At 40.5% G+C, this 23948-nt stretch carries 19 protein-coding genes and 1 tRNA gene; 13 read left to right on the forward strand and 7 right to left on the reverse strand.

Annotated features, from left to right (window positions below; genetic code table 11):
• Window positions 1-22 precede the first annotated feature (22 nt).
• The 3 genes from spoT to gmk are packed head-to-tail and all read right to left on the reverse strand — an operon-like array spanning window position 23 to window position 3115.
• Complete coding sequence (gene spoT, locus FVA69_RS01295) at window positions 23-2140, reverse strand: bifunctional GTP diphosphokinase/guanosine-3',5'-bis pyrophosphate 3'-pyrophosphohydrolase (protein ID WP_004266083.1); 2118 nt, start codon at window positions 2138-2140, stop codon at window positions 23-25.
• A gap of 19 nt (window positions 2141-2159) precedes the next feature.
• The gene (gene rpoZ, locus FVA69_RS01300) at window positions 2160-2435 is read right to left on the reverse strand and encodes a DNA-directed RNA polymerase subunit omega (protein WP_004262665.1); all 276 of its coding nucleotides are present in this window, start codon (window positions 2433-2435) and stop codon (window positions 2160-2162) included.
• 56 nt (window positions 2436-2491) lie between these two features.
• Window positions 2492-3115, reverse strand: a complete 624-nt coding sequence (gene gmk / locus FVA69_RS01305) for a guanylate kinase (protein ID WP_004266082.1) — start codon at window positions 3113-3115, stop codon at window positions 2492-2494.
• Window positions 3116-3467: 352 nt separating this feature from the next.
• Here gmk and ligB point away from each other — a divergent pair, with 352 nt between their 5' ends.
• Window positions 3468-5192, forward strand: coding sequence for an NAD-dependent DNA ligase LigB (ligB, locus tag FVA69_RS01310; RefSeq protein ID WP_164528280.1), 1725 nt, complete (start codon window positions 3468-3470; stop codon window positions 5190-5192).
• Between the two features lie 17 nt (window positions 5193-5209).
• Here ligB and FVA69_RS01315 read toward each other — a convergent pair whose 3' ends face one another.
• The gene (locus FVA69_RS01315; RefSeq protein ID WP_004266070.1) at window positions 5210-5824 is read right to left on the reverse strand and encodes a trimeric intracellular cation channel family protein; all 615 of its coding nucleotides are present in this window, start codon (window positions 5822-5824) and stop codon (window positions 5210-5212) included.
• Window positions 5825-5946: 122 nt separating this feature from the next.
• Between FVA69_RS01315 and FVA69_RS01320 the strand changes: the two genes are divergently transcribed.
• Entirely contained in the window at window positions 5947-7275 is a 1329-nt protein-coding gene (locus tag FVA69_RS01320) for a DUF3748 domain-containing protein (protein ID WP_164528281.1), read from the forward strand.
• Between the two features lie 302 nt (window positions 7276-7577).
• On the opposite strand, the gene FVA69_RS01325 is transcribed toward FVA69_RS01320, so the two are convergent.
• The gene (locus tag FVA69_RS01325; protein WP_336431824.1) at window positions 7578-7820 is read right to left on the reverse strand and encodes a YceK/YidQ family lipoprotein; all 243 of its coding nucleotides are present in this window, start codon (window positions 7818-7820) and stop codon (window positions 7578-7580) included.
• 462 nt (window positions 7821-8282) lie between these two features.
• Between FVA69_RS01325 and FVA69_RS01330 the strand changes: the two genes are divergently transcribed.
• Complete coding sequence (locus FVA69_RS01330; protein ID WP_109912882.1) at window positions 8283-9941, forward strand: putative transporter; 1659 nt, start codon at window positions 8283-8285, stop codon at window positions 9939-9941.
• Window positions 9942-10260: 319 nt separating this feature from the next.
• On the opposite strand, the gene FVA69_RS01335 is transcribed toward FVA69_RS01330, so the two are convergent.
• Window positions 10261-11517, reverse strand: a complete 1257-nt coding sequence (locus FVA69_RS01335; RefSeq protein WP_164528282.1) for a valine--pyruvate transaminase — start codon at window positions 11515-11517, stop codon at window positions 10261-10263.
• A 205-nt stretch (window positions 11518-11722) separates the two neighbouring features.
• The gene (locus FVA69_RS01340) at window positions 11723-12286 is read right to left on the reverse strand and encodes a DNA-3-methyladenine glycosylase I (RefSeq protein WP_004266059.1); all 564 of its coding nucleotides are present in this window, start codon (window positions 12284-12286) and stop codon (window positions 11723-11725) included.
• Window positions 12287-12488: 202 nt separating this feature from the next.
• Here FVA69_RS01340 and glyQ point away from each other — a divergent pair, with 202 nt between their 5' ends.
• The 10 genes from glyQ (at window position 12489) to dppF (ending at window position 23911) form a co-directional block, all read left to right on the forward strand.
• The gene (glyQ, locus tag FVA69_RS01345) at window positions 12489-13397 is read left to right on the forward strand and encodes a glycine--tRNA ligase subunit alpha (RefSeq protein WP_004262647.1); all 909 of its coding nucleotides are present in this window, start codon (window positions 12489-12491) and stop codon (window positions 13395-13397) included.
• Window positions 13398-13406: 9 nt separating this feature from the next.
• Entirely contained in the window at window positions 13407-15476 is a 2070-nt protein-coding gene (glyS, locus tag FVA69_RS01350; RefSeq protein WP_109912886.1) for a glycine--tRNA ligase subunit beta, read from the forward strand.
• A gap of 220 nt (window positions 15477-15696) precedes the next feature.
• Window positions 15697-15773, forward strand: a tRNA-Pro gene (locus FVA69_RS01355).
• 134 nt (window positions 15774-15907) lie between these two features.
• Window positions 15908-16075, forward strand: a complete 168-nt coding sequence (locus tag FVA69_RS01360) for a hypothetical protein (RefSeq protein ID WP_164528283.1) — start codon at window positions 15908-15910, stop codon at window positions 16073-16075.
• Window positions 16065-17588 carry a ShlB/FhaC/HecB family hemolysin secretion/activation protein gene (locus FVA69_RS01365; protein WP_164528284.1) on the forward strand — a complete coding sequence of 508 codons (1524 nt, stop codon included), beginning with the start codon at window positions 16065-16067 and terminating at the stop codon, window positions 17586-17588. Before FVA69_RS01360 ends, FVA69_RS01365 begins: the two co-directional genes overlap by 11 nt.
• Window positions 17589-18208: 620 nt before the next feature.
• Window positions 18209-19816 (forward strand): dipeptide ABC transporter periplasmic-binding protein DppA, encoded by a 1608-nt coding sequence (gene dppA, locus FVA69_RS01370; protein ID WP_109912888.1) that lies wholly within the window; start codon window positions 18209-18211, stop codon window positions 19814-19816.
• A 168-nt stretch (window positions 19817-19984) separates the two neighbouring features.
• Window positions 19985-21004, forward strand: coding sequence for a dipeptide ABC transporter permease DppB (dppB, locus tag FVA69_RS01375; RefSeq protein ID WP_004262635.1), 1020 nt, complete (start codon window positions 19985-19987; stop codon window positions 21002-21004).
• Between the two features lie 10 nt (window positions 21005-21014).
• A complete protein-coding gene (gene dppC, locus FVA69_RS01380) occupies window positions 21015-21917 on the forward strand; it encodes a dipeptide ABC transporter permease DppC (RefSeq protein ID WP_164528285.1) in 903 nt (300 codons plus the stop codon).
• A gap of 12 nt (window positions 21918-21929) precedes the next feature.
• On the forward strand, window positions 21930-22910 hold the full coding sequence (gene dppD / locus FVA69_RS01385; RefSeq protein WP_004266046.1) for a dipeptide ABC transporter ATP-binding protein: 981 nt from the start codon (window positions 21930-21932) through the stop codon (window positions 22908-22910).
• Window positions 22907-23911, forward strand: a complete 1005-nt coding sequence (gene dppF, locus FVA69_RS01390; protein WP_004266044.1) for a dipeptide ABC transporter ATP-binding subunit DppF — start codon at window positions 22907-22909, stop codon at window positions 23909-23911. Before dppD ends, dppF begins: the two co-directional genes overlap by 4 nt.
• The last annotated feature ends 37 nt before the right edge of the window (window positions 23912-23948 follow it).

The raw sequence follows: 23948 nt of genomic DNA on the forward strand, positions 1-23948 counted from the left end.
AGTTATTAATTAGGTATGGTCGTTAATTACGGTTTCGGCTAACACGTAGAACGTCAGGCATAATACGGATTTTCCGCATTACGTTTGCCAATTGAACACGGTTTTTAGTCGTAAGGCGAATAAAGGCACAATATACACGGCCATCTTTTTCTTCTGTATTCATACTCTGAATACTTGAATTGGCATCATTAATAGCGGCAGTTAAATTCGCTAAAGCACCTTGATGGTTAATCATATCGACTTTAATTTCAGCAATGAAATCAGTATCTGTGTCGTTATCCCACTCTACGGCCATAAATTTATCGGGTTCTTTTTGGTAACCACGGATGTTACGGCAAGACTCATGATGGATAACCAGACCTTTTCCAGGGCTAATATGCGCAACAATTGGGTCACCGGGAATTGGACGGCAACATTTTGCGAAAGTAATAAGAACGCCATCAGCCCCTTTAATGGATAGTTTATTGCGGCTTTCGACAACGGCCTGTTCTTCCGGTGTATTTTGTGGGTTGTTTTGTAAATTACGTGCAACAACCACACTCATGGCATTACCCAACCCAATTTCAGCAAGCAAATCATCGATAGAATGCAGCTTCATACGGGCTAATTCTGCATCAATATTGGCTTGAGGGATATCAGTGAGTTTATTTCCTGCCCCTAGGGCATGGTTGAGTAAACGACGACCTAAATTAATAGAGTCTTCACGTTTTAAGTTTTTCAATAACTGGCGAATTTTAGCTCGTGCTTTTGAGCTGACAACAAAATTGAGCCATGCCGCATTTGGACGTGCGCCAGGTGCGGTAATAATTTCGACAGTTTGGCCGCTAGTCAGGGATTGCGAAAGCGGGTAAGGCTGGCGATCAACGCGTGCGCCCACGCAAGCATGACCAATATCTGTGTGCACCGCGTAGGCAAAGTCAACAGGTGTGGCACCAGTAGGTAACTCCACAATGCGGCCTTCAGGGGTGAAAACGTAGATTTCATCTGGAAATAGATCCGATTTAACGCTTTCAATAAATTCAAATGAGCTACCTGCACTTTGTTGTAACTCAAGTAGGCTTTGCATCCAACGTTGAGCTCTAACTTGTGCAGTAGTACCTTGTTCTCCCTGCTCTTTATAGGCCCAATGCGCAGCAACGCCCATCTCAGCCATTTGGTCCATGTCTTCTGTGCGAATTTGCACTTCGACAGGCACACCATGTGGCCCAATGAGAGAGGTATGTAGCGATTGATAGCCGTTGGCTTTAGGGATGGCAATATAGTCTTTGATACGCCCCGGGCGCGGTTTGTATAAGCTATGCATTTGACCCAAAACGCGGTAGCAAGTATCCACATCTTTCACAATTACCCTAAAAGCATAGATATCCATAATGGAATGGAAGCGTTGCTCTTTTTGGTGCATTTTGCGATAGATGGAATAAAGGTGTTTTTCTCTGCCACTTACGCGACAAGGAACACCTGCCTCGGTTAGCCTACCGTCAATTTCCGAAAGAATTTTTTGGATCATCTCTTTTCGGTTACCGCGAGCAGCCTTGACGACTTCCTTAATAACACGATAACGGTTGGGATATAACGCTTCAAAACCAAGCTCTTCAAGCTCTGTTTTAATGTGGTGTATACCTAGCCTGTGGGCTAACGGGCTATATATTTCAAGGGTTTCACGTGCAATGCGTCGACGCTTATCGGGCCTAAGTGACCCTAACGTGCGCATGTTGTGAGTGCGGTCTGCCAGTTTTATCAAAATGACACGGATATCTTTTACCATTGCCATGATCATTTTGCGGAAGTTTTCTGCTTGAGCTTCTTTTTTGTCGCGAAAGTTGAGCTTGTCTAGTTTGGATACACCTTCAACGAGACCGGCGACGGTGGTACCAAACAATTCTTCTATATCTTGAAATGTCGCTGGAGTATCTTCAATCACATCATGAAGTAGCGCTGCCATAAGTGTTTCATGGTCCAAACGCATCTCAGCAAGAATACAAGCAACAGCAACTGGGTGAGTAATATAGGGCTCACCACTCGAACGGGTCTGTCCTTCATGGGCATCCCGTGCAACAACATAGGCTTTTCTTAGTAATTCAACTTGTTCTTTAGGAAGATACTTTTGAATGACTAAATTAAGGCTTTCAAACAGATACAAGGCAGACCCACCTTAGTGATTAGCGACGACCTTCAGCGATTGCAGAAACTGCTTGCATTTCAGCCGCTTCTTGCTCTTGCTGTTCTTGGCGTTCACGCACATCTAAAATGTGACCGTTGATTAAACCTTCTTCTACTTCACGTAATGCGATAACAGTATATTTATCATTTTCTTCAGGAACTAAAGGGTCTTTTCCACCCGTTTGTAACTGACGAGCTCTACGTGCCGCAACCAATACGAGGTCAAAACGGTTACCAATTTTCTCTACTGCGTCTTGAACAGTTACGCGTGCCATAAGTGTGCTACTCCAAAGAAATAAAAAAATGACCTGATATGATACTGAAACTATGCTCAGTCTGCTAGTAATTTGCTGATTAAAGCATCATGTCGCTGAACTTGACGCTCTAACTTTAAACGCTCAGTACGGATGATAGATTGTAAATCGCTCAGCGCGGTATTGAAATCATCATTAACAATAAGGTAATCATACTCGTTGAAATGTTCAATTTCACCTACTGCTTGTGACATACGTTTTTCAATAACGTCATCGCTGTCTTGTCCGCGCCCTCTTAGGCGACGATAAAGTTCATCTTTTGATGGTGGGAGAATAAAAATGCTGCGTGCTTCAGGCATTGTAGCCCTAATTTGCTGCGCTCCCTGCCAATCGATATCAAGAAAAACATCAACACCGCTGTTTAATACATCTTCAATGATGGGTTTTGACGTCCCATAATAATTCCCAAAAACGCATGCATGTTCTAGGAATTCACCTTTGTCGACCATTTGTAAAAAATCAGTTTCAGATACAAAAAAATAGTGCTCGCCGTGAACTTCTCCTGGTCGTGCAGCTCGAGTTGTATGAGAAACGGAAACCTGAGTGTCATACAGTGGTTGTGTTTTTAATAAAGCCTGAATCAGACTTGATTTCCCTGCACCACTAGGGGCAGAAACAATATATAACGTGCCTTGTATCATGATGATTTCTTGAATAGTCGAGGATTAAACATAAAAGATGGCGATAAACCCGACATAGTATACACGGACTTGCATCAACATGCAGCGATATCAATAAATCATGAATTTTAATTAAATGAATTTGATTAGTAACTAAATTGTGAACAGACTCGAGAAATTAACTTATTACTCATGAAAGCAACATTCGTTTTGCGAAGCTTTTTACAAATAATTCATTTTACGGAGGCAGAGTAAGGGAAGTTGTTTCATGCTTAGCGAATGAGGGCAAAATACTTTAAAGGAATGGCATCCCAATGGATTAGTAATAACTGGGATTAGTAATAACTGGGAATAGTTATAACAAGGAATAGTTATGATTTATATTTTGTATGGTTATTGGTTAGCGTCAGCTTATAGGTTAGGTGGGTTAATCGTTGGGGTAATGGTATGTATTAATATTGCCCAAGCATCGCTGCAAGGTGCTATTAATGAACAGTGTGCAGAACAAAATAGTAAAATAATAAGGCAGGAGAGTTATCGGCTAGGTAAACAATTACAGCAGTGGAACCAAACTTACCGTTTGGCTGGTAGCAGTTCCATTAGTGACGAAGCTTATGATCAGCTCTTTAATTTGTGGCGTTCTTTACAGCGATGCCAGCAACTCCCTGAAGTGTTACCAGACGTACAACTACCTGAAAAATCAAAGTTAGCTACACACCCTATTCCTCATACAGGGTTGAAGAAACTCAATGAATTAGAGGTTTATAACTGGATAAAAACACGTAAAAATATTTGGTTGCAACCTAAAGTTGATGGTGTAGCGGTAACGTTGGTTTATAAGAATGGGAAGCTTGTTTCTATGATTAGCCGAGGAAATAGCATTGAAGGAATAGAGTGGCGAGCAAAAGCAGACTTTATTCCTGCGATACCTAAACAAATTAAATATTCAGGGATGTTAGTCCTTCAAGGTGAACTATTTTGGCGTATGAATGGGCATATTCAAGCTAAAAGTGGGGGAGTAAACGCTCGTAATAAAATTGCGGGGTGGTTAATGCGAAAAAATACCCCAACCGTTCCCGAAGAAAATATTGGTATTTTTATTTGGGCATGGCCTGCGGGAGATGCTAATCCAAAAACACAGTTAACACTACTTTCTGAGATAGGTTTTCCGTTAGCTGAGCAATATAACCATAAAGTTGAAAATAAAACCCAAGCTAAGCAACTGAGGGAATACTATTATCAAGGTCAACTACCATTTGCTACTGATGGTGTAGTACTTAAAAATTTTCCAGCGCCAGCGGCATCAGCTTGGCAATCAAAACAAAATAGTTGGGCAATTGCCTGGAAATATCCATTACGTAGTGTGTTATCAGAGGTCACTAAACTCAAATTTAATATAGGTAGAACAGGAAGGGTTAGTGTCGTTACCGAGATAACCCCCATCAATATTGACTCAAAAACTATTTCAAAGGTAAATGCTGGCTCGTTATCATCATGGGAAAAACGAGATTTAATTGTTGGAGATAAAATACTTGTCTCTCTTTCAGGGCTTGGAAGTCCAAAGATTGAAGAAGTTGTTTGGCGGCGAGAGAAGCGCGAATATCCAAATGTATCAACATTCAAGCAATTTCATGCACTCAGTTGCCTGGCTTATACGGAGTCTTGCTCACAGCAATTTGTCGCAAGGTTAACATGGCTAGGTAAACAACTCAGTATTCGAGGCATAAATGAAGCTACATGGCGCCAGTGGGCTGAGAGGCATAATCTTACTCAACTAACAACTTGGTTGTCAGAACAATGGCAAAACGATTTACCTAAAGGTAAAAAGCACCAAATGTTAGTAAAGCAACTGAAAATGGCAAAGGCTCAACCTATTTCGCTGTGGTTAAAAGGCCTAGCGATTCCACTACCTAAATTACAAATAGAAAGGGTGAATGATATAGGTATGCTGTATGACTCTTCATGGGTTAACAGTATAAATTTGACTGAGCTGCAAAAGAAAAAATTAGCTAAATGGTTAGCGGAACCGGAAATTCAATCTATTTTGCGAATTTTGTCAGATATGCAAGCTACTCAGCCATCAATAGCAAACGATTAATGGCTGAAACAGTGAGGCTAATCTTGATTTTCGTAATTAAAGATAGGTAAACCAAGACGATAACGAATGGCTATTAGCCTTGCACTTAAGCCAACAACGAGTGTGATAATTACCACAATATCTTTAGGTAGAGGGGTTTGTAATAGTCCGATATAGATCCAAGCGGCGGCGAAAGAGACACCAGCATAGACCTCTTTTTGGAAAACTAAAGGGATTGTGTTGCACAGCATGTCTCTTAGCACGCCACCAAAAACACCTGTAATCACTGCTGCGATGGCAGCGATGATCGGGCTATAGTTCATATCGAGGGCTATTTGGGCACCGAGTATAGAAAATACAATGAGCCCGATAGCATCTAATATGAGGAATAATCGGCGTAAATGTTTCATCATAGGCGCTATCCAAATTGTCACAATAGCGGCGCCTGCAACAGTCAGGATATACTCAGGGTGTTCCACCCAACCTAAGGGGTAATGGCCAAGTAAGATATCACGGACGGAACCACCACCGATTGCCGTCGCAGATGCAATAATGATGACGCCAAAGACATCCATTTTTCGCCTGCCAGCTGCAAGTGCTCCAGTCATGGCTTCTGCGGTGATACCAATAATATAAAGTACACTTAATAACATGGTAGTTTTGTTCAAGACTAAGGTTATTGCTAAAGGGTAATATTACTTGTGAAACTTCTCGACTGAGATTTTCTAGTATTGACTAAACTAGATTAGTTAAAATAATCCGATAGCGATATTAAATGATGTCAAAGGATAACAGATTGAATAATAAATTGCCCTATAAAGAAACACGTTTAACATACGATGAGCGAAGCCATCAACTAACGAACATTAATGTTTGGACTCCAGATAGCGAATGGTTAGCTTATGATATACGACCAAACGGTAGTTCTTTTACTGGTTTATCTATAGAAAAAATTCATGTAAAAACATTACAGACCGTTGAAATTTATCACGCAAGCCATGGGGCTCACGTTGGGGTGGTAACGGTAAGTCCTCAACCACCAATTCAATATGCTTTTATCCATGGTCCTGAGCATCCAGATGAACAGTGGCAATATGACTTTCACCATCGAAGAGGGGTGTATGTCAAAGAAGAGCAATTAAACGTAGCTCACCCAATTGATGCAATGTGTATTACCCCTCCTTATTTAGTGGGTGCATTACGTGGAGGCACTCATGTCCATGTTTATAGTCCAGACGGAAAGTGGCTGAGTTTTACCTATAACGACCACGTAATGCATGAATTAGATGTGCAATTAGACCAACGAAATGTTGCAATTGCAGTGCCTATTGGGCCCGTTAATGTGAGCCCTAAAAAACATTTTCGAGAATATAATGGCGATTACTTTTGTTGTGTTGTGACGCGAACAACGCAACAACCTAAACCAAGCAGCGATGAAATAAGCCGTGCATATGAAGAGGGTTGGGTTGGCCAAAAAGGCTATCAAAAAGAGAATGGAAAGTGGCAGGAAAGAGCGCTGGTGTTTATTGGCGATACTCATTCTACAGATGGAGAAATTATTCCTGAGATCTACATTGTCGATCTGCCTTCACAGCCGGAGGATTACATGGTTGCGGGGGAATTACCTATCCAAGGAACAGAATCCAGTATGCCTTCTCCACCAAAAGGTATACAGCAAAGGCGCTTAACCTATACGTACAATAGAAAATTTCCTGGTTTATCAAAAACCCCTAGGCATTGGCTTAGAACTTCGCCAGATGGTAAATCGATCGCTTGTTTAATGAATGATGATAGCGGTAATGCTCAGTTATGGTTAGTTGATACGCTAACTGGAATACAAAGGCAAATAACGCATGGTTCTTCACTCATTCAGTCTGCTTTTAGCTGGGATAGTAAAGGTCAGAACATTTGCTTTATTCGTGACAATAGTGTCATGTATTGTCATGTCGAGACCGGAGCCATACAAAAATTAACGCAACGGACTGAGCTTGCCCCTGTTGTTGATGCAGTTGTATTTTCACCTAATGATGAGTTGATCGCATTTATGCGTGATATTGATGGATTTAGGCAAATTTATACAGTAGAAACCGGTTTAAATCGGTAAATGCAATAATTAGATTATTACAATTACGGGTACAAAAATTCTGGTTAACTTTTCTATTCGTAATTGTTTTGATTTGGCTCTAATTGGTATTTAGAACACTTAATTGCTAATTATTCATATGTTGAGTACAAAGAAACTTATAAATAAAATATTTAGTTAAAAATGGTTCTTATCAAAATAAGATAATAATTAAAGAAGTATTATATAAATGATTACTCAGATCTTAGATTAAAAATAATGTATTAGTAAATACATTTATTACACAGTAAAATTTTAATTACAAACGTTTGATTTAACCTAAATTATTTTTTAGTTTTATCTTTCTTTTCAAGTTCTTCTAGGCGTTTTTTTGGTGAACCAGCTTTATCATCATTACCCGATTTCGCGTAATCTAAAGGAATTAAAAGAGTATCCATAACAACAGAGAAAGGTAAATCAATAGCAAGCAAAGGCTTAACAACCCAGCCAGTTTCATCATCTTTAATCATTTTAATACTATTTTTCGAACCAGGGTAATAACCTTCTGATGGGCCTGCATGAGTCATAATACTCGAGCAACCACTCAAAATAAGCGGTGCGATAAGGAAACATAATCGTATTGAAATTAAACTCGGCATAGACGTTGTTAACCTGTATTTAGCTTGTTATTCCTAATATTGACTTATAATAACGAAAAACAAGAAATTCACAATAATAGTATCATATTATTATTTTATTTAACCGTATGTATTTTTTTAGTTAATAGTTTACTTGTATCTATTAACTAAAAATGTTTGTCTTCAGTATCTATTAGATGAATAATAAATAACGTTAAGAAATAAAGACATACTATTTTATATTTGTTATCAGTTTGAAAATTCTAAAAAAATAGATCATTTATTCATTCTGAACTGTGCTCTATGGCACATATTACCCTTATGCTATTTGGCATAATCGATTCAGTAGTATGTTTTATCACCTATTTGGGTGTGTTTAACGGGTAACTTGTCGTCAAAAGGATGCGGTCTATGAGTGAATTAGCTCTTACTGTAAGTTTGTTGGCGTTAGCTGCTGCTTTAGGGCTATGGATTGGTAATTGGAAGATCCGTAGTGTTGGGCTGGGAATTGGTGGTGTCCTATTTGGGGGGATCATCGTTGGGCATTTTGCTCAAAGTTACGGCTTACAACTGAATAAAGACATGCTGCATTTTATTCAAGAATTTGGCTTGATACTGTTTGTATACACGATTGGTATTCAGGTTGGACCTGGATTTTTCTCCTCTCTACGTGTTTCTGGTCTCAAACTAAATGGTTTCGCGTTGATGGTTGTTGTCTTAGGTGCGGTGGTAACAGCAATCATATATAAAGTCGCAAATATTCCATTGCCGATTATCTTAGGTATTTTTTCAGGGGCAGTAACGAATACGCCATCTTTAGGTGCTGGTCAGCAAATTTTAACTGACTTAGGCTCTGACCCTAATCTAATTGGCCAAATGGGAATGGGCTACGCCATGGCTTACCCTATGGGAATTTGTGGCATCTTACTGGTGATGTGGTTAGTACGCATCATCTTTAGAATTTCAGTAGAAAAAGAAGCTTCTGCATTTAATAATTCCTCTTTTCAACAGCGCGACTCTCTGCAGACTATGAATATTGCCATTCGTAACGCCAATCTTGATGGCTTAATTATGCAAGACATCCCACTACTTGGTAGCGAAGCGATTGTTTGTTCAAGATTAAAACGCGGAGATATGCTCGTTGTTCCTCAACCCACAACAGAAATACATTTAGGTGACTTATTGCACGTTGTTGGTTTAAAAGATGATTTAAATAAAGTTCGCTTAATATTAGGCGAAGAAGTTGATGCATCTCTGTCTACATCAAGCTCTATTTTACATTCCGTTCGTGTGGTTGTGACGAATGATGCTGTACTAAGTAAAAGGCTTAAGGACTTAAATTTAAAACAAAAATATGACGTTGTTGTGACACGATTAAACCGTACGGGTATTGATTTAGTTGCTAATAACAATTCAGTTTTACAATTTGGCGATATTTTAAATATTGTTGGTCGGCCTGAATCAATTGAAGCAGTCACCGCTTTATTAGGTAATGCAAAACAAAAACTACAGCAAGTTCAAATGTTACCTGTGTTCCTTGGAATCGGGCTAGGGGTTGTGCTGGGCTCAATACCCGTTTTTGTTCCTGGTTTCCCAGCAGCGTTGAAACTTGGACTAGCAGGAGGCCCACTAGTTGTTGCATTAATTCTTGGTCGTATAGGGACTATTGGGCGCTTATATTGGTTTATGCCTCCGAGTGCTAACCTTGCGTTAAGGGAGCTAGGGATTGTCATGTTCCTTGCAGTGGTAGGGCTCAATTCTGGTGGTGGCTTCATTGATACTTTAATTAAAGGTGATGGGTTGACTTGGATTGGCTATGGGTTATTGATTACGTTTGTACCGTTGTTTATTACAGGTGTAGTAGCTCGAATTTTTGGCAAAATGAACTATTTAAGCCTTTGTGGAGTGCTAGCGGGTTCCATGACAGACCCTCCTGCATTAGCATTCGCAAATAATATACATTCGACCAGCGGTGCTCCGGCATTATCTTATGCAACGGTTTATCCATTAGCGATGTTTTTAAGAATTATTTCACCTCAATTGCTGGCTATTTTATTTTGGGCTGTTTAGTACCCATATGATGATCAACCAAAATTTTATTGAAATTTTAAAAATTATAATTTTTTCAATGTGATAAGTGAGTTTCGATAATTGGAGTATAAGCGAGTAATGAAAGGTATCACGATATATAGGGGCAAAAAGTGCTTTTGTTCAAGCAATGACCAAATAGAAAAGATGTTCTAATAGTTTTGAATGATATTCGTATTGAAAAGTTAATTTGATTTCAATTACGGAGTTCTCGCTAATTTTTAGCCCTTTCTACATGAAAGGGCTTTTTTTTTACCTAACTATTGTAATAACAGGGTTAAAACCCTTGTTATTTCATAATCTAACAGGTTACTTCTTGATAAGCTTTTTCAAGCTCTTCAGCTAATATTTTGATCCCCTGTTCGATTTTTTCTGGCTCAGGGACATAGTTCATACGCATACATTGATGCGCATGTGGCCAATCCTGTTCAATACCAGGGAAGAAGTAATGTCCGGGAACCATCAATACACCACGTTTTTTTAAGCGTTGGTATAATTCTAAGCAATTAATTGGTAGGTCTTTAAACCATAACCAGAGGAAAATGGCACCTTCTGGCTTATGAATTAAACACTTATCTTCTGGGATATAGCGGCGAATAATTTCGATGGCTTCTTCTACACGCTGCTTATAAAAAGGACCAATTACATTCTTAGATAACGAGATAAGGTCATCTTTTTTAAGCATTTCTAAGGCAAGTGCAGGGCCTATGCCACCAGGGGCGAGGCTGATGATACCATTCATGTTACTAACAGCTTCAATGATTTCTTCGTTAGCGATGATAATGCCGCATCGAGTTCCAGGTAAACCAAGTTTAGATAAACTCATACAAAGAATGACATTTTCGTTCCAAAATGGCGTAGCTTCGCTGAAGATAATGCCAGGGAAAGGAACACCATAAGCATTATCTATTAATAGTGGGATATTATGTTGTTTAGCTAGTTGGTCTAAATGCTCAACTTCTTCATCAGTAATGACATTACCAGTCGGATTTGTTGGGCGAGACACACAAATCACACCAATATCATCAGTAACCTCTAATGTGTTGAAGTCTACTCGGTATTTAAATTGACCATTAGGTAAAAATTCAATTTGTGGCTTATTAGCAACGAATAAGCCATCATCAAGACCTGAGTCTGCATAACCGACATATTCAGGGGCAAGAGGAAATAGCACTTTACGGGTGATACCATCTTCAAAGCGACCGGCTAGCAAGTTAAATAGATAGAAAAAAGCACTCTGACTGCCGTTAGATAGGGCAATATTTTTCGCGCTAATATTCCAACCTAGTTTTGCTTTTAGCGTTGCTGCAAGCGCTTTCAACATGGCATCTTTACCTTGAGGACCATCATAATTACATAAAGTGTCCGTCAATTGGCCATTAGCGCATATCTCAGCTAATAGATCTTGAAAATACTTATCCATTTCAGGGATATGAGCAGGATTTCCTCCCCCTAACATAATGGAGCCAGGTGTTCTTATGCCTTCATTCAAGTCTTTCATTAATAATGAAATACCTGAATTTTGAGCAAATTTATTACCAAATTTAGAAAATATCATCGCATTTATTCACATATGTTTATTAGATTGTTAATGGAATTTAAAACATACTCCGCTGCATCTCAGAGTTCAACCACTCATTTCTATCTTTTTTTAAGTTAAAATATCAAATTAAATCTATTTAATGGTCTAAAATATCGTAATGTTAATGCTTTGGTAGTTTATTTTTCTTTTTACTCGATGAGTTATACCGATAAAAACTAATTTATTTAAATTGGCAACAATTCACTAAATGGTCATTTATCATGCCAGTTGCCTGCATAAAGGCATAACAAGTGATCGAACCGACAAATTTAAACCCACGTTTTTTGAGCGCCTTGGAAAGAAGCTTAGAAATTTCAGTTTCCGCAGGGACTTGCGATGGTTTTTCCCAACCATTGACAATGGGTTGACCATTTACAAATTGCCAAATAAAACTGGAAAAATCTTCACCATTTTCTTTCATGGTTAAATAGGCTTTTGCATTCGCAATAATCCCATTAATTTTTAATCGGTTACGGATGATGCGAGTATCTTGCATAAGTCGCTCAATATCGTCTTCATCCATTAATGCAATTTTTTCGGGATCGAAATGATGAAATAAATCACGATATCCTTGGCGTTTTTTTAAAATAGTGTACCAAGAGAGCCCGGCTTGTTGGCCTTCAAGACAGATCATTTCAAATAATGCTAAGTTGTCATAAGTGGGTTTACCCCATTCATGGTCGTGATAAGCGATATATTCAGGATCTTGATTGACCCAATGGCAGCGTGTCAGGGGAGTATCCATTTTTCATCCTTTTTACAGTTTCGATAACCTTGTTTCAAAAAACAAACCATTTATACTGTATAAATAACCAGCTTTAAAGGGGTGAAAGTATTTTTTTTTATTTTTAGAATAAATACAGGCATATTCAATGCTGTATATCTTGCGGTCAAAGGGTATACTGGCGTACTTTCATTAAATTTTACGTATCGCGTGCGGATCTAACATGCAAAAGTTTGATACCAAAACCTTCCAAGGTCTTATCCTGACATTACAGGACTACTGGGCGCGTCAAGGCTGTACCATTGTTCAACCATTGGACATGGAAGTCGGCGCAGGAACCTCTCACCCAATGACGTGTTTGCGTGCATTAGGCCCTGAGCCTATTGCTGCGGCTTATGTTCAACCATCTCGCCGACCAACTGATGGTCGCTATGGTGAGAACCCAAACCGTCTACAACATTATTATCAGTTTCAGGTGATCATCAAACCATCACCAGACAACATCCAAGAATTATATCTGGGTTCTTTAAAAGAATTAGGTGTTGACCCAACAGTTCACGACATTCGTTTTGTTGAAGATAACTGGGAAAACCCAACATTGGGCGCTTGGGGATTAGGCTGGGAAGTGTGGCTTAACGGGATGGAAGTGACTCAATTTACTTACTTCCAGCAGGTCGGTGGTCTTGAATGTAAACCCGTAACAGGTGAAATTACATACGGCCTAGAACGCTTAGCGATGTATATTCAAGGCGTGGACAGCGTGTATGACCTTGTCTGGTGTGATGGCCCATTGGGTAAAACCACTTATGGTGATATTTATCATCAAAACGAAGTGGAGCAGTCAACCTATAACTTCGAATACGCAAATGTTGATTTTCTTTTCAAATGTTTTGAAGAGTATGAAAAAGAAGCTCAACACTTGCTGGCTTTGGAAACGCCACTTCCACTACCTGCATACGAACGTATCTTGAAAGCGGCTCACACTTTCAACCTACTAGATGCACGTAAAGCCATTTCTGTTACTGAACGCCAACGCTATATTTTACGTATTCGTACCCTAACTAAAGGGGTTGCAGAAGCGTATTATGCTTCTCGTGAAGCGCTTGGATTCCCTATGTGTCATAAGAACTAAGAGGCTGTCATGACTCAACAGACTTTCCTTGTGGAAATCGGCACCGAAGAGTTACCGCCGAAGGCTCTTCGTTCATTAGCTGAATCATTTGCTGCAAATTTTACGGCTGAACTTGATGGCGCTGATATTGCCCATGGTGCAGTAACGTGGTTTGCTGCCCCTCGTCGTTTAGCACTTAAAGTCGCTGATTTAGCGGCTTCACAGCCAGACCGTGAAGTTGAAAAACGCGGTCCTGCTATCTCTCAGGCATTTGGTCCGGATGGCCAACCAACTAAAGCTGCTGAAGGCTGGGCTCGTGGTTGTGGTATTACCGTTGACCAAGCTGAGCGTTTAACTACAGATAAAGGCGAATGGTTACTATACCGTGCCCAAATGAAAGGGCAGGCTGTCAGCGAATTATTGGTTGATATGACTAGCCGTGCGCTAGCAAAATTACCAATCCCTAAATTAATGCGCTGGGCAGATAAAGACACTCAATTCGTGCGCCCTGTTCATACGGTCACATTACTGTTAGGTAGTGATGTTATCGAGGGTGAAATTTTAGGTATTAAGAGCGGGCGCACAATTCGTGGTCACCGTTTTATGGGTGAAGCTGAATTTACTATTGATAACGCTGAACAATATCCAGCCATTTTACGTGAACGCGGTAAAGTCATGGCGGATTACGCAGAACGTAAAGCGGTTATTAAAGCGGATGCGGAAAAAGCGGCTCAGGCTCTTGGTGGCCAAGCTGACTTAACGGATAGCTTACTTGAAGAAGTGACTTCATTGGTTGAATGGCCGGTCGTTTTAACGGCTAAATTTGAAGAGAAATTCTTAGATGTTCCTTCCGAAGCGCTAGTTTACACCATGAAAGGGGACCAAAAATATTTCCCAGTTTATGATAAGGCTGGCAAGTTAATGCCTAACTTTATCTTTGTGGCAAATATTGAGTCTTCTGATCCTCAACAAATCATTTCAGGTAACGAAAAAGTTGTACGTCCGCGTTTAGCTGATGCCGAATTTTTCTTTAAAACTGACCGTAAACAACGTTTGGAAGATAACTTACCACGTTTAGAAACTGTATTGTTCCAAAAACAATTAGGTACGCTGCGTGATAAAACAGATCGTTTAGAAGCCCTAGCGGGCTGGATTGCGAGTAAAATTGGTGCAGATGTCAATCATGCAACACGAGCTGGCTTATTAGCCAAATGTGACTTAATGACTAACATGGTGTTTGAGTTTACAGACACTCAAGGTGTTATGGGAATGCACTACGCACGCCATGACGGTGAGTCAGAAGACGTTGCATTAGCTTTAAAAGAGCAGTATCAGCCACGTTTTTCAGGAGATGCACTTCCATCGACAGATGTGTCAGCTGCATTAGCATTGGCTGAAAAAATGGATACGCTTGCTGGTATTTTTGGTATCGGCCAACATCCTAAAGGTGATAAAGATCCATTCGCTCTGCGCCGTGCTGCACTAGGCGTCCTACGCATTATCGTTGAAAAAGGCTACCAGCTTGATCTCGTTGAAATGACAGAAGAAGCGGCTCGTTTATATGGCGATAAATTAACCAATGAAAATGTAGTTAATGACGTTGTAGAGTTTATGCTTGGTCGTTTTCGTTCTTGGTATCAAGAATTAGGCTATAGCATTGATACCATTCAAGCGGTATTAGCTCGTCGTCCAACACAACCTGCTGACTTTGATGCACGAGTGAAAGCAGTTACTCACTTCCGTTCATTAGAAGAAGCACAGGCACTTGCAGCGGCAAATAAACGTGTTTCCAATATTCTGAGTAAATCAGAAGAAAAACTGGCTGACAACGTTTTAGCATCTGTTTTAAAAACGCCTGAAGAAGTCAAGTTAGCGACTCATGTTGTGGTGCTACAAGATAAGCTTGCGCCAATGTTTGCAGAAAGAAATTATCAAGAGGCTTTAGTTGAATTAGCTTCTTTACGCGATATCGTGGATGAATTCTTTGCAAATGTTATGGTAATGGATGAAGACCAAGCGGTGCGTATTAACCGTTTGACGCTATTAAGCCAGTTACGTGAGTTGTTCTTGAAAGTAGCAGATATTTCTTTGCTGCAATAGGTTTTAAATTAGGTTTTTAGCTTATTGTTAACGCTATTTTTATAAATGCTAACCTGTTTGATAAATAAGCACTAAAATACTCTAGTGCTTATTTTTTACTTTAAATAAGGTGATTAGCTTATAAACCTTACCATTTTGGTGGTTTTATCAGCAAACGAACCGAATTGGCGAAAAATGGGTTGACGATCTCCGTTCTTGGCAGTATTATTCACACCGTTTTCGGCGAGTAGCGCAGCTTGGTAGCGCAACTGGTTTGGGACCAGTGGGTCGGAGGTTCGAATCCTCTCTCGCCGACCAAATTCTAAGACCCACCTCATTGAGGTGGGTTTTTTCGTTTTTATCTTCCTTTTTCTATCTATAATTTCAGACTAACTTGCCTTGCTCTCCATAGCCTATTTCTGTTGATATATAACCAGTTCATGGTTGAACTGATGAGTTATTTATTGTTCGCAGATAGCTCATTATTTATGAATATCATTATTCATTTTTATGTTGTTTCCAGTAAAAAAGCTTTTTCATTACAAGGACTCGTTAATGAAAGCCAACAACGTTTTATCAATATACCTTTTTTTCTTTTTTTGGGCGTTCATGCCCAATAAAGCTTATAGCCATGCTATAACGCCTGTTACTGCCATTACTCAAACATTACCTACATGTATCATAATTAACCAAGTTTATTTAATCGATGCTCAGCAGCTAACTGAAATTTCATCTAGGCATATTGATGGATGGCGAAAAAAGCTAGAAGGTAAGTGTATTAGCGAGCAAGGTTTGCTCGACTATGCAGACTATATTAGGGCTGAGCTTATTAAAGCTGGCTACCTGACCTCTTATTTATATTATCCAGAGCAAACTTTTCTGTTTGGTATCCTGCAAGCAAAAATAATAGTAGGAACCGTTTCTTCGGTGGTTTATCAAAATGAACCGAGGGAAGACAACTTACTGCCACATGTATTTCCTTTTAAGCCAGGGGAAGCGCTTAACCTTTGGCATCTTGAGCAAGGCTTATACAATTTACAAAACACTTCTTTGCTTCCCTTTCAAATTAAATTAATTCCAGATGAAACCAATGAAAACGGCACGCAAATATTGGTGATTGGTCAACACCGACGTGAATTTCAAGGGATTCTATCTTTTGAGTCACGCTCAATTGCTCGGCAGGTAGGTAATACAGTCAGCCATACTTTTATAGCCGCTAATCCTTTGCTACGCAGTGATTTTTTATATTCGGAAGTCAGTCGTCAGCTAAGCGGTTCGGAAGACACTGAAATAACATCAGCAGCATTGTTCTATTCCCTTCCATATCATTATTGGCTTTTTTCTGTATCTGGTGGGTATCAGGAAAATAAATCCGTTCTTACCGGCTATGATATGGCTTTACCACTACAACAGTACCACTGGTTCCTCTTACTAAATGCAGAATACTTATTAAAGCGAACTGAACATTCGGTTACCTCAATAAGCATAGGGTCTCAAACCCAAAAAAGTGACACTTTTTTGTCTGATTTATACTTACAAACACAACAGCGCTATGCTAATTACATTATTGGTGAATTTTCTCATCAAATTAATTTTTCACAAGGCAATACCTTACTAAAATTAAAATATAAGCAAGGAACTGACTGGTTTGGTGCTAATGCACAGCAAATAACGGGATTGCGTAAGCCTCAAATTTTGAAAATATCACTTTCAACGTATAGAGAAGTGCTTCCTTTTCAATATCAAGGCCAATTTGAGGTGCAGCTGAGCCGTGACAAGTTAGATGAGTTACTAGACCAAGAATCATTAGTTGGAGCTGGTGGTATTAGCGGTTTTACTGGCGGACCGCAATATACTGATATGGGGGATAATAGCTTAAGGTTGGAAAATGAACTGTTATGGAATACTCCTTGGCAGCAAGTGGCTCTATATACTTCATTGGGTATAGGAGCAACGGCAAATGATAAAGCAACATTTTGGAAGGAAAACGTATTACTAGGTGGAAGGATAGGAGCAAAAGGCCAATTAGGGTATTTGTCATATCACTTATTTGCGGAAATGCCTTTTTGGCAAGGAAACCAATCTGTTATGCGTGATGTCAGTTCGGGCCTTCATGTTGCATATTATTATTAATAAAATCAGTAGATTGTATTGTTTGTCGCGTCATCTAAGTGGTGTTTTTTATACAAATTAGCTAATTGTAGTTTTTATCGTATGTATTAGAGCATTTTCTGTACGCCAATAAATCGGCTGAAATAATACGGCGAGTATTATTTTATTCTTTAAGTTATCAAATGGTTAAAATTATGTTTAGCATAGGCAGTTGAATGTTTTTTATTTGCATAAAAAACAAACTAAATAGTTACATACTAAAATAATTTCCACATCGATTCTCTTTAGTGTTTTATTTCGTATCACACCAATAAAAGCACTATATTCGTTCAGTAATTCAGCACTTAATCACAAATATAAAAATAAATAACCTCGATATAAAACCCTATTCATTACTAATTATATGGTTATAACGCCTGCACCTTGTCCTCTACTGTGAAATTTTAAGCTAAATTGCAGTGTTAATTGTTTCTAATATGTTACATGAATTGAAGGTGGGTCGTAAATGTGGCTATTGACGAAGCGAGTGACAGTTGATTAATTGCACAATGAATAACAAAAAATACAGATACTACATCTGTCGCTTTTATGACGGATTTAGACATCAAGCAAAACAACATGAACACCATAGGAGCATACAGATGCGCTCTATTAAAAAGACAGGCCTACTGACAGTAGGGCTTACATTGGCAGCATTAGCGGTATCCGCATCAGTACAGGCAAAAACATTAGTTTATTGTTCAGAGGGCTCCCCTGAGGGCTTTAACCCACAGTTGTTCACATCAGGAACGACTTATGATGCAAGCTCTATCCCACTGTATAACCGTTTAGTTGAGTTCAAATTAGGAACAACTGAAATTGAACCCGGTTTGGCTGAAAGCTGGGAAGTGAGCGATGATGGTAAAGAGTACACTTTCCATCTGCGTAAAGGTGTCAAATGGCACTCGAATAAAGAATTTAAACCAAGCCGTGATTTGAACGCAGACGATGTAATCTATACATTTATGCGTCAAAAAGATGCTAACCACCCATATCATAAAGTTTCAGGCGGTAGCTATGAATACTTTATGGGAATGGATATGGATAAAATCATCGATAAAGTAGAGAAAGTTGATGATAATACGGTAAAAATTACCTTAACTCGCCCTGAATCTCCATTCTTAGCTGATATGGCAATGGACTTCGCATCAATTCTTTCTGCTGAATATGCAGACCAGATGCTGAAAGCGGGCACGCCAGAAAAAGTAGACTTAAACCCAATTGGAACGGGCCCATTTGTTCTGCAACAGTATCAAAAAGACTCTCGTATTCTTTATAAAGCCAATGATCAATACTGGGGCACGAAACCTAAACTTGACCGCTTAGTCTTCTCTATCACACCAGATGCTTCCGTTCGTTATGCAAAATTGCAAAAAAATGAATGCCAAGTTATGCCATATCCAAACCCGGCTGATTTAGAGCGCATGAAGCAAGATAAAGACATTACGTTAATGGAGCAACCAGGGCTGAACGTCGGTTATCTCTCTTATAACGTTGAGAAAAAACCACTGGATAATCAAAAGGTTCGCCAAGCACTGTCTATGGCGGTGAACAAAGATGCAATTATCGAAGCGGTTTATCAAGGTGCAGGCCAAAAAGCGAAAAACCTTATCCCACCAACAATGTGGGGCTATAACGATGCGGTGAACGATTACGAATATAATCCTGAAAAAGCAAAAGCATTATTAGCAGAAGCGGGCTTCCCGAATGGCTTTGAAATTGACCTATGGGCTATGCCTGTTCAACGACCATATAACCCAAATGCCCGTCGCATGGCGGAAATGATCCAAGCGGACTGGGCAAAAGTTGGCGTTAAATCAAAGGTTGTCAGCTATGAGTGGGGTGAATACCTCAAGCGAGCGAAAGATGGCGAGCCACAAACGGTAATGATGGGTTGGACGGGTGACAATGGGGACCCTGATAACTTCTTTGCAACCTTGTTTAGCTGTGCAGCAAAAGAACAAGGTTCTAACTACTCAAAATGGTGTAATCAAAGTTTCGAAAACTTGATCCAACCAGCACGTCAAACAGCAGATCACGACAAACGAGTCGAGCTGTACAAACAAGCGCAAGTTGTGATGAATGAGCAGGCTCCAGCCCTCATTATTGCGCACTCCACAGTGTTTGAACCAGTACGTAAAGAAGTCAAAGGCTATGTGGTTGACCCACTAGGCAAACACCACTTCGAAAACGTCGATATTGAGAAGTAATCGTATCTAATCTGTCTATGCCCTTCGTTGCTGGTTTAGAGCGGAGGGCGTTTTCTTCTCTAGAAGAAGCAGAAAAGTTGAGTTGTTTGTGAGCACCCGGAAAAGCGATTTTCTGAGTAGCCAAACGGACTAAGAGCCGTCAACGGCATTATTAAAGAGATTCAGGATATGTTGCAATTTATCCTCCGACGATTGGGGCTTGTGATCCCCACGTTTATCGGTATTACATTATTGACTTTTGCTTTTGTCCACATGATCCCAGGTGACCCGGTGATGATCATGGCTGGTGAAAGGGGGTTATCCCCTGAAAGGCATGCTTATTTAATGGCTGAACTAGGGCTTGATCAGCCACTTTGGAAACAATATCTCCATTATATCAATGGGATATTTCATGGTGATTTGGGGATTTCCCTAAAAAGTCGCATCGGGGTATGGGAAGAGTTTTTACCTCGTTTTTTAGCAACAGTCGAATTGGCAACTTGCGCTATGATTTTTGCGATTTCTGTTGGGATCCCAGTTGGGGTGTTAGCCGCAGTAAAACGTGGGTCAATTTTTGACCATACCGCAATTGGCCTTTCTTTAACGGGTTACTCAATGCCTATCTTCTGGTGGGGGATCATGCTCATCATGTTAGTGTCGGTACAGTTAGACCTCACCCCGGTTGCAGGGCGAGTCAGTGATACCGTTTTTCTTGATGATTCTCAGCCTCTAACCGGTTTTATGTTAATTGATACCCTAATTTGGGGTGAAGATGGCGATTTTATTGATGCTGTAGAGCACTTAATATTGCCTTCCATTGTTTTGGGAACGATCCCATTAGCCGTCATTGTACGTATGACTCGCTCATCAATGCTAGAAGTGCTGGGAGAAGATTATATTCGTACTGCTCGTGCCAAAGGTCTTGGCCGCGCGCGCGTAATATTAATTCATGCATTACGCAATGCATTATTGCCTGTGGTCACGGTAATTGGCTTGCAGGTGGGGGTGATGTTAGCAGGGGCTATTTTGACAGAAACTATTTTCTCATGGCCCGGGTTAGGACGCTGGTTAATCGAAGGGCTACAGCGTCGAGACTACCCTGTTGTCCAGGGGGGAGTTCTGCTGGTTGCGACATTGATTATCTTCGTAAACTTAGTGGTCGACGTGCTGTATGGCATTGTAAACCCACGTATTCGTCATAAAAAATAAGGAGCGCTAAATGTCTCAATCTACTGAGCCAACCGTTGTCAGCGCCCCGCAGCCGATGACCCCATTACAAGAATTTTGGCACTATTTTAAACGTAACAAAGGGGCAGTTGTCGGGATGTTCTACATTATCCTGATGGTACTGATTGCGATTTTTGCGGGGGTATTAGCCCCACATGCCCCAGACGAACAATTCCGTGATTTCTTACTTGCTCCACCCGTTTGGGAAGATGGGGGAAGTTGGCAGTTTATTTTAGGGACTGATGATGTTGGGCGCGATTTACTCTCTCGTTTAATGTATGGCGCCCGCCTGTCACTGCTAGTTGGCTGTTTAGTGGTTGTTCTATCATTAATCATGGGGGTTACTATTGGTGTGATCGCTGGCTATTTTGGTGGTGTCGTTGACGCATTAATTATGCGTGTTGTCGATATCATGCTGGCATTACCAAGTTTATTATTAGCCTTGGTGCTGGTCGCCATTTTTGGTCCTTCTATTGTTAATGCCTCGATTGCTTTGACGTTTGTTGCATTACCTCACTATATTCGATTAACACGAGCAGCGGTTTTAGTGGAAGTAAACCGTGACTATGTGACGGCTTCTCGTGTTGCGGGGGCCTGGGCAGTACGCCAAATGTTTGTGAACATCTTGCCTAACTGCTTGGCTCCATTGATTGTGCAGGCCTCTTTAGGTTTTTCGAATGCCATTTTAGATATGGCTGCTTTGGGTTTCCTTGGAATGGGCGCACAGCCACCGACTCCTGAGTGGGGAACGATGCTGTCTGATGTGCTGCAATTTGCACAAAGCGCATGGTGGGTTGTGACTTTCCCTGGACTGGCAATTTTATTGACGGTGCTTGCGTTTAACCTGATGGGTGATGGGTTACGTGATGCATTTGATCCAAAACTCAAGCAGTGATGAGGTAACCAAATGGCATTGTTAAATGTAGAACAACTTTCGGTACATTTCGGAGACGAAAAAGCACCGTTTCGCGCCGTTGACCGCATCAGTTATAGCGTTGATAAAGGCCAAGTCGTTGGTATCGTTGGTGAATCGGGTTCAGGTAAATCCGTTAGCTCACTCGCGATTATGGGGTTAATTGATTACCCCGGGAAAGTAATGGCTGATTCTTTAAAATTTGATGGGCGTGATTTACTGTCGATCCCTGAAAAAGAACGCAGGCAGATTGTTGGTGCCGATGTAGCAATGATTTTCCAAGACCCGATGACCAGTTTAAACCCATGTTTTACTGTGGGTTATCAAATCATGGAAGCGTTGAAAGTTCACCAAGGAGGAAGCAAAAGTACACGTAAACAGCGGGCTATTGACCTCTTAGATATGGTAGGGATCCCTGATCCACAATCACGTTTAGATGTGTATCCCCACCAGTTGTCCGGTGGAATGAGCCAGCGTGTAATGATAGCAATGGCAATTGCATGTCGTCCTAAGTTATTGATTGCGGATGAACCGACAACAGCGTTAGATGTCACTATTCAAGCGCAAATTATTGAATTGCTGTTGGAATTACAGCAACAAGAAAATATGGCGTTGGTACTTATCACTCATGACCTCGCTTTAGTGGCAGAAGCTGCACATCATATTATTGTGATGTATGCGGGGCAGGTGGTTGAGTCAGCCAAAGCGAACGATATTTTTAAGCATCCTCGTCATCCTTATACACAAGCGCTACTACGTGCTTTGCCTGAATTTGCGACGAATAAATCACGTTTAGCCTCACTCCCGGGTGTAGTGCCCGGAAAATATGATAGGCCTGTGGGTTGTTTATTGAATCCACGTTGTCCGTATGCAACGGAGAAATGCCGTCAAGAAGAGCCAATGTTACAAACCGTTGGTGATCGCCAAGTCAAATGCCATATGCCGCTGGATGATATGGGGAGGCCAACATTATGAGTGACAAACAACATGCTCCATTGCTCAAAGCGGTGGATTTGAAAAAATATTACTCTGTCAAAAGAGGGGTTTTTGCTGCGGAAAAAACCTTGAAAGCATTGGATGGCGTTTCTTTTGAGCTAGAAAGAGGCAAAACATTAGCAGTAGTTGGAGAATCGGGTTGTGGTAAATCGACATTAGGTCGTTTATTAACCATGATTGAGCAACCCTCTGAGGGCGAGTTGTATTACCAAGAGCAAAACTTGTTAGTAAAAGATAAGTCTGCAGAGAAACTGCGTCGTCAAAAAATCCAAATTGTGTTTCAAAACCCTTATGGCTCTTTGAACCCTCGTAAAAAGGTGGGGCAAATTTTGGAAGAGCCGTTATTGATTAATACTTCACTGTCGAAAGAGCAGCGCAAAGAAAAAGTATTATCTATGATGGCAAAAGTGGGTTTAAAAACAGAACACTATAGCCGGTATCCTCACATGTTTTCTGGCGGGCAGCGTCAACGTATCGCGATAGCACGGGGTTTAATGCTTGACCCTGACATCGTGGTTGCTGATGAACCGGTTTCCGCGCTGGATGTTTCTGTTCGTGCTCAAGTATTAAATCTGATGATGGATTTACAGCAAGATCTAGGTTTGTCTTATGTCTTTATTTCACATGATTTATCGGTGGTAGAGCATATTGCTGATGAAGTTATGGTGATGTATTTAGGGCGCTGTGTGGAGAAAGGGACAAAAGAGCAGATTTTTAATAACCCTCTTCACCCTTATACCCAAGCGTTATTATCAGCAACACCAAGGCTGAATCCAGATGCTCGGCGTGAACGTATTAAGTTAACGGGAGAGTTACCAAGCCCTTTAAACCCACCACCGGGATGTGCATTTGCAGCGCGGTGCCGTAGAGCATTTGGCCAATGTACGCAATTCCAGCCAACATTGAAGGAATATGACCAACAGTTGGTTGCGTGTTTTGCAGTTGATGAAGATGAAAAACAGACGATAACGGTGAGCTGATATGTGAAACGGTAGAAAGGTTAACTTTCTGCCGTTT

The sequence above is a fragment of the Providencia sp. PROV004 genome, assembly GCF_011045615.1.
GTDB lineage: Bacteria > Pseudomonadota > Gammaproteobacteria > Enterobacterales > Enterobacteriaceae > Providencia > Providencia rettgeri.